The 13349-nt window shown below is 61.6% G+C and carries 14 protein-coding genes and 1 tRNA gene; 7 read left to right on the forward strand and 8 right to left on the reverse strand.

Annotated features, from left to right (window positions below; genetic code table 11):
* Positions 1–282: 282 nt before the first annotated feature.
* Entirely contained in the window at positions 283–729 is a 447-nt protein-coding gene (locus VGN68_RS19125) for a MerR family transcriptional regulator (RefSeq protein WP_137889245.1), read from the reverse strand.
* A 74-nt stretch (positions 730–803) separates the two neighbouring features.
* Here VGN68_RS19125 and VGN68_RS19130 point away from each other — a divergent pair, with 74 nt between their 5' ends.
* Genes VGN68_RS19130 through VGN68_RS19145 form a run of 4 tightly spaced genes read left to right on the forward strand, consistent with a single transcriptional unit; the run spans position 804 to position 3371 of the window.
* Complete coding sequence (locus VGN68_RS19130; RefSeq protein ID WP_137889248.1) at positions 804–1175, forward strand: mercuric transporter MerT family protein; 372 nt, start codon at positions 804–806, stop codon at positions 1173–1175.
* A 14-nt stretch (positions 1176–1189) separates the two neighbouring features.
* Positions 1190–1471 (forward strand): mercury resistance system periplasmic binding protein MerP, encoded by a 282-nt coding sequence (gene merP / locus VGN68_RS19135; RefSeq protein WP_137889375.1) that lies wholly within the window; start codon positions 1190–1192, stop codon positions 1469–1471.
* A 10-nt stretch (positions 1472–1481) separates the two neighbouring features.
* Positions 1482–2921 (forward strand): mercury(II) reductase, encoded by a 1440-nt coding sequence (gene merA, locus VGN68_RS19140; protein WP_327479013.1) that lies wholly within the window; start codon positions 1482–1484, stop codon positions 2919–2921.
* Between the two features lie 33 nt (positions 2922–2954).
* On the forward strand, positions 2955–3371 hold the full coding sequence (locus VGN68_RS19145) for a hypothetical protein (RefSeq protein ID WP_137889252.1): 417 nt from the start codon (positions 2955–2957) through the stop codon (positions 3369–3371).
* 111 nt (positions 3372–3482) lie between these two features.
* On the opposite strand, the gene VGN68_RS19150 is transcribed toward VGN68_RS19145, so the two are convergent.
* Positions 3483–3830, reverse strand: coding sequence for a helix-turn-helix domain-containing protein (locus tag VGN68_RS19150; RefSeq protein WP_327479015.1), 348 nt, complete (start codon positions 3828–3830; stop codon positions 3483–3485).
* A 637-nt stretch (positions 3831–4467) separates the two neighbouring features.
* On the opposite strand from VGN68_RS19150, the gene VGN68_RS19155 reads away from it, so the two are divergent.
* On the forward strand, positions 4468–4779 hold the full coding sequence (locus tag VGN68_RS19155) for a hypothetical protein (RefSeq protein WP_327479017.1): 312 nt from the start codon (positions 4468–4470) through the stop codon (positions 4777–4779).
* A gap of 146 nt (positions 4780–4925) precedes the next feature.
* Positions 4926–5372: a hypothetical protein gene (locus tag VGN68_RS19160; RefSeq protein ID WP_327479019.1), complete on the forward strand. Its 447-nt coding sequence runs from the start codon at positions 4926–4928 to the stop codon at positions 5370–5372.
* 118 nt (positions 5373–5490) lie between these two features.
* Here VGN68_RS19160 and VGN68_RS19165 read toward each other — a convergent pair whose 3' ends face one another.
* From VGN68_RS19165 to VGN68_RS19195, 6 genes are all read right to left on the reverse strand, one after another.
* Positions 5491–5874, reverse strand: coding sequence for a DUF2059 domain-containing protein (locus tag VGN68_RS19165; protein ID WP_327479021.1), 384 nt, complete (start codon positions 5872–5874; stop codon positions 5491–5493).
* 221 nt (positions 5875–6095) lie between these two features.
* Positions 6096–7025 (reverse strand): nucleotidyltransferase and HEPN domain-containing protein, encoded by a 930-nt coding sequence (locus VGN68_RS19170; protein WP_327479023.1) that lies wholly within the window; start codon positions 7023–7025, stop codon positions 6096–6098.
* Between the two features lie 52 nt (positions 7026–7077).
* Complete coding sequence (locus VGN68_RS19175; protein WP_327479025.1) at positions 7078–7326, reverse strand: sigma factor-like helix-turn-helix DNA-binding protein; 249 nt, start codon at positions 7324–7326, stop codon at positions 7078–7080.
* Entirely contained in the window at positions 7323–8474 is a 1152-nt protein-coding gene (locus VGN68_RS19180; protein WP_414713057.1) for a tyrosine-type recombinase/integrase, read from the reverse strand. The genes VGN68_RS19175 and VGN68_RS19180 overlap by 4 nt, the downstream gene beginning before the upstream one ends.
* Positions 8475–8619: 145 nt before the next feature.
* A tRNA-Ser gene (locus VGN68_RS19190) sits at positions 8620–8709 on the reverse strand.
* 81 nt (positions 8710–8790) lie between these two features.
* Positions 8791–12030 (reverse strand): amidohydrolase family protein, encoded by a 3240-nt coding sequence (locus VGN68_RS19195; protein WP_327479027.1) that lies wholly within the window; start codon positions 12028–12030, stop codon positions 8791–8793.
* A gap of 140 nt (positions 12031–12170) precedes the next feature.
* Here VGN68_RS19195 and VGN68_RS19200 point away from each other — a divergent pair, with 140 nt between their 5' ends.
* On the forward strand, positions 12171–13349 hold the full coding sequence (locus VGN68_RS19200) for a CoA transferase (RefSeq protein WP_327479029.1): 1179 nt from the start codon (positions 12171–12173) through the stop codon (positions 13347–13349).

Consider the following 13349-nt stretch of genomic DNA (forward strand, 5'->3'; position numbering starts at 1 on the left):
GCACGTCCGCTTTTGGGCAGCAACTGGCTACCCCAGCATCAGCGCAGAACAGCTTTCCCCATAGCTCGGCTCATGACCACCGCGGTTCGGGCATCGAAGACTTTCCGACGCCCGCCGGCGTCCGAAACTCTCAACGTTTCCAGACTGTCCGCTTCCGGACTAAGAATGAAAGAAGCAGATATTGAGATCCGCTAAGGCGCCGTTCTTGCAAAAACCGACATGGGTCGGCGCTGCCTGACGTCGGCTAGCCGTCGGGAGACCGGCAACTACCTTGCACAGCGCTCATCCGCTCGCAGACGGATCGATCGAGCCGAATAGTGTCTCCAGCAGGGGGCATTCCGGGGTCTTGCCATCCGCGCATCGCACGACGGTGTCGGCAAGCACCGACTCCATGGCCTGAAGATCCGCGATCTTGGTACGAATGTCGGTCAAATGGGCCGCGGCGACTTCGCGCGCTTCGGCGCACGGGCGATCGCGGTCCTCGGCCAACCGCAGCAGCGCGCGGATCTCGTCCAGCGTGAAGCCCAGTTCCCGCGCGCGCCGCACAAAGCCGAGGCGCATGAGATGACCATGGCCATAGAGCCGGTGACCGCCGTCGCTGCGTGCAGGCGCGGGTAGCAGGCCTATTTTCTCATAGTAGCGGATGGTCTCGATGTTACACCCGGTGCGCCGCGACAGCATCCCGATTGGAAGCCGGGGCGCTGTGTCCTGCAGATTTTTCCGATCCATGATGAATTACCTCTTGAACCTGTAGCCACTACAGATCCTATCTAGGGTCAACAACGTGATTCGGAGAACAGAAAATGACTCAACCTGAAACGGCTTCCAAACGAGGTACGTGGGTTGCGATTGCCGCAGGAAGTCTCGGCGCGATTGGCGCAGCCTCGTGTTGCATCGTCCCGCTGGTGCTCTTCACTCTGGGCGTCAGTGGCGCATGGATCGGCAACCTGACCGCGCTCGCCCCCTATCAGCCCATCTTCCTGGCGGTGGCCATCGCCTTTCTGGCGGCCGGGTTCTGGCGGATCTACCGTCGACCACAGGCGGTATGCGCCGAGGGCGAATGCGGCACGCCTTCCTCCAACCGCCTGGCAAAGACGGCCTTGTGGCTTGCAACGGCGCTGATCGGACTCGCCGTCCTCTTCCCCTATCTCGCCCCCCTATTCCTCGAAGTTTGAACAAGGAGACCATGATGAAGAAGCTTACCCTGCTCGCGGCCGCGGCTGTGCTGTTCGCATCCGGCCCGGCCTTTGCCGCAATCCGGACCGTGACCCTGGCCGTCGAGAACATGACTTGCGCGACCTGCGGCCCCGTAGTCAAAAAGAGCCTGTCGCGCGTACCCGGCGTGACCGCCGTCGAAGTGTCAGCCGAAGCGCATACCGCGACCGTCACCTATGACGACGCCAAGGCCAGCACCAAGGCGTTGATCGCGGCGACCACCAACGCCGGCTACCCTTCGCAAGTCCGCAAGTGAAAGCCGGATCATGAGTGATTGCTGCAATCCGGTCGATCGCCCTCAGGGCAAGACGTACGATCTTATCGTCGTGGGCGGCGGATCGGCTGGTTTCTCGGCCGCGATCACCGCGGCGGAGCAAGGGGCTCAGGTCGCCGTTATCGGTGCGGGCACCATCGGAGGAACCTGCGTCAATGTCGGCTGCGTTCCTTCCAAGGCGCTGATCCGCGCGGTCGAGAGCATCCACCACGCCAATGCCGCGCCGATGCGGTTCAAGGGTGTCGAGGCCCAGGCACGAACGGCCGATTGGGGCCAGATGATCGCAGAAAAGGACGCACTCGTCTCGAGCCTTCGCCAGGCGAAATATGCGGACCTCCTGCCTCTCTACAATAATGTCGCCTACCATGAAGGCACGGCGCGGCTCATCGGTAATGGCGTCGAGACCGGTGGAAGGCGGTTCATCGCCGACCGGGTCGTGATTGCGACAGGTACTCGTCCGGCTGCACCGGCTATCCCGGGCCTTCCGGATGTCGATACGCTCGACAGCACGACCGCGCTCGACCTGACCGAATTGCCGAAATCGATGATCGTCCTCGGAGGCGGCTATATCGGTGTGGAACTCGCTCAGATGTTCTCGCGCGCCGGTGTCGACGTGACGCTCGTTTGCCGTAGCCGCCTTCTCCCTGAGATGGAGCCGGAGATCGGCGCCGCGCTGACCGACTATCTTTCGAGCGAAGGCATCACCGTCTTTGGCAACCTCGCCTATCAGTCGGTCCACAAGACGGCGGAAGGGGGCTCTGCGCTCACCGTCCTGCGCGACGGGGTCGCCGAAACCATCGTCGCGGAGCGCCTTCTCGTGGCGACCGGGCGCGCCCCGAATGTGGAGGACCTCGGTCTCATCGAGGCGGGGGTGAAGCAGACGCTCAGCGGTGCCATCCTTGTCGATGACCATATGCGAACCTCTGTGCGCGGCGTCTATGCCGCCGGGGACGTGACCGGCCGAGACCAGTTCGTCTACATGGCGGCCTATGGTGCAAAGATCGCCGCCAAGAACGCCTTGAACGGCGACAGTCTGAGGTACGACAATTCGGCCATGCCGGCCGTCGTATTCAGCGATCCGCAGGTAGCCAGCGTCGGCTTCACCGAAGCGCAGGCTATCGCGGCAGGATATGCCACTCGAACGTCGACCCTCCCGCTCGAAAATGTCCCGCGCGCATTGGCGGCCCGCGACACGCGCGGTCTGATCAAACTGGTGGCGGATGGCCGGACCCGCAAGCTGCTGGGCGCACACATCCTGGCGCCGGAAGGTGCGGACAGTATCCAGACCGCCGCCATGGCGATCCGCTGCGGTCTCACGATCGACGATCTGGCAGAGACGATTTTCCCCTATCTGACCACGGTCGAAGGCCTGAAGCTGGCGGCGCAGACATTCGACCGGGATGTGAAAAGGCTGTCCTGCTGTGCAGGCTAGGATTGCCCAGTCCTGTCGCTGCGGTGAGATGACATGAGTAGCCCGCGCGGTTCCGATCCCGGCAGCGGCGCTACGGATTGGTCGGGTAGCTGGCGCACGCTTGTCGGGCTCTGGGGCATTCCGGGCGTGGCCATGCTGGCCGCCATGTGGCTGGGACCCACGCCCCGCGCGGTCATCTGGACCGTCATGCTCGTCGGCATGGGCACGGCTTGCATCATGAACGCCCGACGATGCGGACGGACTCATTGCCGTTTCACGGGACCGTTCCTGATTGCGATGGCGACACTCGTCGTTGGCTACGCAATCGGGATGCTGCCGCTGGGACCACATGGCTGGCGCATTCTGGGCGGAGTCACGCTTGGCGGTTTTGCTGCTCTGTGGTGGGGCAGCGAACGGGCTTGGGGGATGTTCTCGCGTTCCAGGGATGTTAGTGCTTCTCGCAACTGCTAGGTTTCGCGCGAAATCGGACGCCCGTGCACTGCCATTGGGGCCTATTTTCAAACGACCGGTTTGGGCCACGCATCGCTGGCTAAGAATGGCCGGGATCAGGCGCAAAGCTGCCTAATCCTGCTCGAAGAGGGGAATGGACGCAAAATCGCTGGGGGCGCGCCTGCTGCGAGATTGGTGTCCAGATTTCCGCACTTCGTCCTGATTGCTGCGGCGTCGGATCTGCGCCGCCGTGCGGCTGGCAGAAGTGCCGCGCTGCCGCTCAATCAAGCCGCGAAGGCTTTCTGTCAGGACCAACGTGGCGGCGCCCATCTTTACGATCTCGACTTCGCCTCTCGCGATTAGAAGATAGAGAGTACTGCGACTTATGCCCGTAAATTGACAGGCGTCGGGAACCCGCATGCTGATGGGCTCGATTGCAAGCGGCGACGACGGCGGAGGGGCAAGGGGTTGGAAAGGCATAACGGTGCTCTCGCGGAACAATTGTGACGGGACGGTCGGAAGGGCGCCGCCCCGTCGCGCTCGATTATCCAAATTCGTGCTGCATTAATCCACACGACGTTTGTACGCCACCGCCTGTTCTCCTACGTTAGGCTGCCTTCAACTTGGCCCGATGGACACTCTCGGTTGTCGTCGGACGCCATGGCATACGGACATAAAATGACGCGTTCTCGGCCGCAGGCTGAGTGTCGCGGGACAGCCGCGATTGCCCGGAACGTGGGTCGAAAGATCGTCCCGACACCGGCTCAGCGCTCCCGATTAGCGCGCGGCTGAACCGCCGCTAGCGTCATTTTCGTCCGCCAGGTTTGTGTCCCGCGAGGGTGCGGATGTGCACCTCGATACGTCGCAGAAAAACGTCACTTAGCGCGAGCGAGGCGGCGGCGACGTCGGATCAGCCGCTCGAAAAGTGGCGGAAAAGCGCTATGCACCCGTGCGTGAGGTGTGTCTCTCCAATATGTGGGTCCGATGCGAAGCATCGTGGCCCGGAAAATTCGGTCCGCCCAGGAGAGAGAGCCTAGGGGCGATTGACCGTTTTGGGGTGGGAAGAGGACATTCAGTCCATTATAGGAATTTGGGTCTGCGTAGCGAAGGATCGATGGTGGCCAAGCATCTCACGATATTAATGCTGGCCTTGTTGACCGCTTGTTCGTCAAATAGTGACAGTGTCACGATGCTTGCTACTAGACTGGCACACCAAGACAGCGTCGGTCTCTCTAAAGAATATCGTGACGGCTATATTCCGTGCGGCGTTAAGACGCTTTCTAAAGTGCCGAGTAAGAAAATTGATGCTGCGCTCGAAGCGCCCGATGTTTCCGCAATATGGGAGATACTCGGCAGCGACACACTTGATGGTTATGTTAAGGCGTGCAGGCAAACCGACCTCCAGAGAGGGCCTTCGCTAAAAACATAGTCATCCCCATACCGTCCACAATCGCTCGGCTGCCGTCATAATCGCAAGATCGGTGCGGAATGACCGGGATGGGAGTGGGGAGCGGACTGTCTGCTTCGGTGCGAGCATATGTAGAAACCGGACGCAAATGCTGGCAAAGTCTGTGTATGAAGCATGATCGCCTTTGCGCCATAGGGCATAACTTCGCAGATTCGATGGCCAGTGGCTTGGGGTTCGTGATTGGCCACTACCCCATAGATGTATTTGGCGAAGCTGCGTCATCTCCAGAAGCATTGATAGAAGTCGATTTTCTCAACGGTCGCGTTGTGCGTGGAAAACCGTCAGGCAACCTCGAAGTTGCTGTCGCTCTCTTTGCTAAGGCTCTGCCCGAATTTTGTGAGAGTAACGGGGCACAGGCCGCAGACTTCAAGGCCTTGTCTGCGACATTTGATACAACACCACTTGGGCGGCGAGTGTTACTTTTAGTAACCGACCAGAGCGGTCGTAGCTCTACAACCGAGTATCGAGGCGTTCCATTGAAGCGTCTCCAAGTTTTAGATCGCCTCGGGCGCATCCGGAAAAAACCAAGGCAAGTCGGTGGCCCGATCCAATGACCGTCCGACAACAGCACGCTCTGACAATCACTGGAATGGCGAAAACCGGTCGTTAGCCGACATTCGATCCAGATCGGCCGCGAACGGCGACTTTGGGGTGGAAAGCGGACGAAACGGCTTATCGCTTTTGATAGATCTCGACCGCCTCCTTCACGAGCAGTTCCTCAGTCTCTTCCATATTGGTGCCGGTGTAAGCCTCCATTCGCCATGTCCCGTCGAGGTAGTGCTCGCCGAGTGGTGACTCCAAAAAGCTCACGATTCCGCGCAGCTCTTCCTCGGTGAATTCCCAGTTGATATGGCTCTCATATGCTTCCTGATATTGAGGGCGATATTTCTCATAGGCCGCTTTCAGCGCATCAATGGGGCCGGTCCATTGCTCGATCAGCGGGCTGTTCCGTGGAGCATTTTCAGTGCCTTGCGCCCATCCCAGCTCGGGTATGAAAGCGTATCTTTCTAAAAAGCTCCCTGTGTCGATCCGGCCTTGAAGGCCAGATGCCTTCATAAACCTATGAATCAGAACCAACTTCTCCGGACTTGGCGGAGACAATTCCTGTGCGGACGGCGCAATCATAGCTTGGGAGCTTCGCGGCTCCGCGTTCGCCGACGAATTATGGCTGAGGGCCAGCAGAGCAATGCAAATTAGCCTTTTCATTCAGACACTATGACATCTTTGGCTACGTCCGCAATCGGTCGTTTGCGGACATTCGTATGGCATTTCCCTGCTCAGGGGAGAAGCGAGGCTTTCTCTTCGAGCGTAGCGATCCGCTCCGTGCAGATCGCGTGGACCGCGCGGCCGAGCTCTTCTACGCAGTCGCCGAGCCACATCAGTTCCTCTTCGGTGATCCGGTAATGCTTCGAATAGCGGGCCTTCACATAGGCCTCTTTCAGCTTCTCGAACCGTGCACGATCTTCCCGGCGTTCGCGCGGCCAGGCATCGACCAGCCGCATGTCGATGCGTTCAGCTTGCGTGCGCAGGAACCCGAGATTGTGGACATGCGGCGTGTAGAAAGTGCAAACCAGCAGGACGCAGTGGTAAAGGCGTTCCGCCGCTTGGTGCATCAAAAATGCTGCTAGTTTCGTTTTCCCGTTGGTGATGGCATCGTTCGCGCTCCCGTGAAAATCAGAGGCGGTAGGAAACCATTCGTCAAAATACTCTCGCGCCATAGCCAACGCTTGGTCGGGCGTCTTGGGCTTCGGCGTATGAAGCGGTTTGTCGTCATATTCATAGAGCGCGATCCCGTCGCGCGCGACGTCCATGAAGAAATAACGCCCGTGGGCGAGGCCGTCGTTCACCTCCTGCAAGGTATGAACGATGAAGTTGACCGGCGTCTTGAGCGTCTTGTCGATCGCAAGCTCGCGGATGAGCCGGTCTTCGAGCTTGCTCCAGAAATCGACCTTCTCGGTGAGACGCTTATCATTGACGATGATGAGAAGGTCGAAGTCGGAGCGGTAGCCCTTGGCGGTGTGCGGCTCATCGACCCAGCCGCCGCGCGCATAGCTGCCATAGAGGATGATCTTGTCGATCCGGCCCTTCTTCTTCCAGCCCATCGTACCGAGCGCGATGGCGTCTTCGAACTCCTCGAAGACAATCGCCTTCACGCGTTCGAGCTCGCGCTGCTTGTTGGCGGGAAGATGATCGAGATCGGTTTTCATCGCTGGCGGCACCCTGTCGGCGCGGCGGCTGCTTTGCAAGGTCTTGGCGGCTTTATCGCCGCCAGAATTGCCACCACCTACGGTTCTTTCTGTCGACCGATTGGGCGATGACCCGCAAACTGCGGATCATCGCTTCCTCGACTTCTACGACGCTAACGCCGTGACGCTCGGCCAACTGGCGATAGCTTAGCTCCTCCACGCGGTGTCCGAGGAAGATGGCGCGATCCTCCTCATCGATCCGATCGACGGCGCGCTCATATTGGCGGAGCAGGTGGCGCCACGCGCGGGTATAGCGGCTCATGACGTTTTGCCTTCGCAATAATCGGCCCATTCGGCCATCATCACGCGCCGCTTCTCTAGGAGATTGCCGCGCCGATAGGCAGCCTCCGTCTTGTTCGCGACGATGTGGGCTAGGGCGGCCTCGGCGACGTCGCTGGGATGGTTTGTTTCTTCGCTCACCCAATCCCGGAAGGACGAGCGGAACCCGTGCGCCGTGTATGGCTGTCCCATCTCCTTGAGCAATTTGCTCATCGTCATATCCGACATCGGCTGTTTGCCACGGACGCCGGGAAAGATAATGGGGCAGCCGGGAAGGCGAAGTTCCGCGCACCGCTCGACGATGCGGATAGCGCGAGGGCAGAGTGGCACCACATGCTCCCGGTTTGCCTTCATACGGCCCTTGGGGATGGTCCACAGGCCATCGGCAAGGTCGATCTCATCCCAAGTGGCGCCGCGCACCTCGCCCGACCGGGCGGCAGTGAGGATGGCAAATTCGAGGGCGAGGCGACTGAATGACTCTCGCTCGCGCAGCGCAGGGATGAAAGCGGGAACCTTCGCGTAGGGCATCGCCGCGAAATGGCCGTCCTGCTTCGGTTGGCGTGGCAGGCCCTTCGTAATCGCCTGCATTGGCGCTTCGCTGTCACGGTAGCCCGACGAGTAAGCCCAATTGAGGACCGCGCCGACCCGCTGGCGAACGCGACGGGCAGTTTCCGGTTTCGATAGCCAAATCTCCGACAGGAGGTTGCGGATCATCGGGCCGGTTATTTCATTGACCCGGACGTTGCCGATATGCGGGAAGGCATAATCGCGAAGGCTCTGCTGCCACTGCGCTTCGTGCTTCTCATTCTTCCAAGTTTTGCGGTGCGCCGCCAAAACCTTGGCGGTGGCTTCGCGAAAGGTCGGGATGCCTTGCGCCTTCCGGCGCTCGAAAAGCGGGTCCAGCCCGATCGCGACCTGACTGCGGATTTCCCGCGCTCGCTCGCGGGCGTCGGCGAGGCTGACCTTGGAGGCGCTGCCCAAACCGAAGTCCCGGCGGTTGCCCGCCTTCTGGACCCGGCACACCCAGCTCTTGCTGCCTCCCGGCTGCACGACGAGATAGAGGCCGTCACCATCGGAGAATCGTCCGGGACGGGTAGCCGACTTAACGGCGCTGACCGATAGCCTTTTCATGCTGATTTTTTCCCACGTTTCTTACCACAAATTCAAATGTGTGGGTCTGGACAGCATGGGATACATGAGGACACGAAACACCCCGGAGATCCTAGGTTTTCCTAGGCTCTCGGCGGATGGTCGTGGATGTGTGGAAATAAGAAAATGGAGGAGAGTGAGGGATTCGAACCCTCGGTACCGTTGCCGGCACTTCGCATTTCGAGTGCGACGCTTTCGACCACTCAGCCAACTCTCCTCGCTGAGAGGTGACGCCCCTAGCGGCGGTCCGCCGCGCTTGCAACCCTCTAGTCACAAAAGCGACGGACCGCGCCTCAGATTATGGCTTTTCCGCTTCCCACCAATAGGCGGCGCGCTTGCGTGTCCCCGTCGCCACCTCGTTCATCGTCAGCGGATCATAAAGCCGTCCGCCCAGCATGACGCGGTGGATGCGTTCGGTGTTGCGGATGTCCTGCGTCGGATCGGCGTCGAGGATCAGCAGATCGGCGAGCTTGCCCGCTTCGAGCGAACCGACGTCTTTGCCATAGCCCAGCGAGGTCGCAGGCATGATCGTCGCGGCACGCAGCGCGTCGATATTGCTCCACCCGCCGCGCACGAACGACCAGATTTCCCAATGCGCTCCGAGCCCCGATTGCTGCCCGTGCGCGCCGATCGACACCATTCGGCCCGCGGCCGCGATCTTGCCCGCTTCGCGCGCCGAATCATCGTCGACATAATCGCCCTCGGGCGCGATCGTGCGGCGCTTGTTGTTGGCCGCGAGCTGCGCGGGCGGGATATGTTTCGTCAGGATCGGATGCTCCCACACATTGGTGTGCGCGCGCCAATAGGGATCGCCAGCGGGACCGCCATAGGTGACGACCAGCGTCGGGGTGTAATCGACCTGCGTCTGCCCCCACAGCTGCACCAGATCCTTATAGAAGGTGTGGAGCGGTATGTTGTGCTCGACGGTCGAATTGCCGTCCTGAATCAGCGACACGTCCATCGTGTAGAGCGAGCCGCCCTCGGGAACGACGAGCATGTTCTCGGCTTGCGCCGCCTTGACGACCGTCTGGCGCTGATCGCGGCGCGGCTGGTTGTAGTTTTTGACGCTGTGAGCACCTTGCGCCTTCAGGCGGCGAATATGGGCGAGCGCGTCGTCATAGCTGTTGATCTCTGCATAAACCCCTGCCGCCTTCGCACCATAGATGATCTCGCCGGTGGAAAAGATACGCGGCGCGAGGATCAATCCGGCACGCTGCATTTCGGACGAGACGAAGATTTCGGATGCGCGCGACGATGGGTTGTGGCTCGTCGTGGTCCCCATTGCGAGGTTGGCGATTTCGGACCAGTTTTGCTGCGGGATGAGTTCGTCATCGCCATGGGGACCGTGCGCATGGGCGTCGACGAAGCCGGGGACGATCGTCTTGCCCGTCGCATCGACCGTAACGGCGCCCGCCGGGACGGTGATCGACGCCAGCGGCCCGACCGCAGTGATCCGGTCGCCCTCGATGACGATCGCGCCATTGTCGATGATGCCGCCATCGGCGCCCGCCATGGTGACGATCCGCGCGCCGGTGATGACGACCGTGCCACGGCGTTTGGCCGCGGCCTGCGTCATCGCCAGCGAGACGCCGTCGGTCGGCGGCGTAAATTTCGGTGCCTTTTCGTCCGCGGGCGCGTTGGTGAACAGGCTGGCGAGATCGGCGCTGAAGAGCGTCGCGCCGCGGCTCCAGTGGAGGCGGCGACCGCCGTCGGACCAATGCATATAGTCCGCGCCGCTGCCGCTGACGCGCGTGACTGGCAGCGCGCCGCTCTTGGTGCCAAGCGCAATATCCTGTCCGCCGGGCATCAGCGGGGTAACATAGGCGTCGTAATTCTGGCGGAAAGCCAGCGTGCGACCGTCGGGCGAAATTTCATAGTCGCTGACCAGTTCGCCATTGGCGTGGGTGCGCTTGTCCTGGCCGCTGAGGTCGGTGCTGACGAGCTGGCTCTTGCCGTCGCCCGCGGTGACCATGAAGATGCGGTCGCTGGTCGCGCCAAATTGCGGCTTGGCACCGTCGGCGCTCACCCGCTCTGCCGTACCGCCGGTTGCAGCGATGCGATAGACGCCGGGATCTTCGCTCCAGCGCGCCGACGTGAGCCCACCGCCGCTACGCCGTTCGAAAACGATCGTCTTGCCGTCGGGTGAGAAGCGCGGTTCGGCATAGAGCCCGGGGACGCTCGTCACCTTGCGCGACACTCCGCCGCCCGCACCGATGGTGTGAATTTCCCCCATGCCGGTGTCGGTCCAGCGTACAAAGACCAGCGACTTGCCATCGCGCGACCAGCTCGGCCACGCCTCAATCGCATCGTCCTTCGCGGCAGTCAGCCGACGCGCCGTGCCGCCGCTGGCGGGCTGCACATAAAGCTTGCCGAGCGTTTCAAAGACGACACTACGCCCGTCGGGCGAAACTTCGGCCCAGCGCGGCATTTGCGTCGTGAAGCTGTCGGGGGCGACCTCGACCGCGGGATGGGTGGCGTCGATGATCACGCGGTCGTCGTTGATGCTGAACGGAATGACGCGCGCATCGCCGCCCTGACCGCTCACACGCCGCAGCTTGCCGCCCGCCCAGAACAGAATGTCGCGGCTGTCCGGGGTCCACGCCATGTTCGGATAGACGCCGGTGACCGCCCAGGTTTCCTGCACATCCTGGTCGAGGGCGTCGAAAACCTTCCGCTCGGTGCCCGAGGCGAGGTCTTTGACGTACAGCTTCGACTGCGTCGCCTCGCGGCGGACGAAGGCCAGATATTTGCCGTCGGGTGAGGGGGTAGGTCGCACCGCGCCGCCCGCGCCCGACGCCGCGGTGCTGACCTTTGCCTCCTGCAGATTATAGCGTTCGATATGGAACAGGTCGGTGTTGCTGTCCTGCGCATATTCAAAGATGGGGCCGGGGGTGACGTTGCGCGTGTAGAAAACGCTCTTGCCGTCGGCAGCAAAGATCGGCTCGCCGAGTTCTTTCTGATGACGCTCATTGGGTTTCTTGACCAGCGGCACACCCGCGCCGCCCGACACATGATACATCCACACTTCGCCGGTGCCGAGCGAGCGGCCAGTCGTGAAATGCTTCTTGGCGACGATGAACTGGCCGTCGGGGCTCCAGCTCGGCTGGTTGAGCAGTCGGAAATCTTCCTTGCTCAGTTGCACCTTGCCGCTGCCGTCGCGGTTCATCAGCCAGATATTGTCGCCGCCGCCTGCGTCCGAAACAAAGGCGATACGATTGCCGTCGGGCGAAAAGCGCGGCTGATGCTCGAACGCCAGTCCTTCGGCGATGCGCGTCGGGGTGCCGCCCTCAATCGGCATTGTATAGATATCGCCCAGCAGGTCGAACGCAATCGTGCGGCCGTCGGGCGAGACATCGACGTTCATCCAGCTGCCCTCATCGACCGCGATCGGCACCTTGCGCGTGGTCATACCCGGCGGGGCGTTGACGTCCCATTTTTCGGGCTTGGCATCCGCGGCGGGGGCTGGCGCCGCCTGCTGCGCAAAAACCGAAGTCGAACAAGCCAAAGTCGCCGCAAGGGCGAGAGCGAAGCGCGCCATGATGTTATCCCCGTTTGAAATTATCTGCCGACCATATGACCCTGTAAAGAACATGCAAGCGACAGGTTTCGACGAAGGACTGGCAGCGTCGACGAGCGACTGCTAGCGCGGTCGAAAGACCAAGACGGGGAGAGCAAGGCGTGCCGCTGAAGGGAATACGAGTCCTCGATTTCGGGCGCTATATCGCCGGACCCTATTGCGCCGCACTACTCGGCGATTATGGCGCCGACGTGATCCGCATCGAAGCGCCGGGCGGCAATGACGACCGTTATACGGTGCCGGTCGCCGACGATGGATCGGGCGCGATGTTCATGCAGATGAACCGGGGCAAGCGTTGCCTGACGCTGAAGCCTGGTAGCCCTGAGGGCCGCGAAGTTGTCCGGCGCCTGGTTAAAACCGCCGATGTCGTCGTCGCCAATCTGCCGCACGATGCGCTGACCAAATTGGGGTTGGATTATGCCAGCCTGTCGGCAACCAACCCACGTATCATCCTGGCCACCGCCTCGGCCTTTGGCAGCGAGGGTCCGCTCGCGCAGAATGTCGGCTTCGATGCGGTCGGACAGGCGATGTCGGGCGCGGTGCATCTGACCGGGACGCCCGATCAGCCGTACCGCGCGCAGGTCAATTATGTTGATTTCGGTACCGCACTCCACACCGCCTTTGGCGTGATGCTGGCGCTGCGCGAGCGTGAGACAACGGGGAGGGGGCAATGCGTATCGGGATCACTGCTCGGCACCGCGCTGGCGTTCTCCAACGCACTGACGATCGACCATGCTCTCAACGGGATCGAGCGCCAACCGATCGGCAATCGCAGCTATAGTTCGGGGCCGACCGACATCTTCCGCACCCGCGATGGGTGGATCGTGACCCAGATCGTCGGCGGCGGCATCTTTGCTCGCTGGGCCAATCTGGTCGGGCGCCCCGAGCTGGTCGATGATCCGCTCTATGCCAGCGACATCTTGCGCGGCGACAATGGCGAGGCGCTGAGCGTCATCATGCAGCATTGGTGTAGCGAACGCAGCAGCGACGATGCAATCGCCGAGCTGAGCGCGGCACGCGTTCCCGCCGCGCCCGTGCTGCGTGCGGCCGAAGCGCTGGCGCAGCCGCAGGTGGCCGCGATGGGGCTGATCGAACCCGCCATCTATCCGGGCACTGCGACCGAGGCGCCGGTCATCCGCGCTCCGATCCGATTGTCCGAGAGCGCCAAGGTCGCGTCCGAACGAGCGCCGCAGGTTGGCGAGCATAGCGACGCAATCCTGGCCGAAATCGGCTATGGCGGCGAAGAGATTTCCGCTTTGCGCGCGGCAAGCATTATTTGA

Origin of the sequence: Sphingopyxis sp., from assembly GCF_035998965.1 — a bacterium.
GTDB lineage: Bacteria > Pseudomonadota > Alphaproteobacteria > Sphingomonadales > Sphingomonadaceae > Sphingopyxis.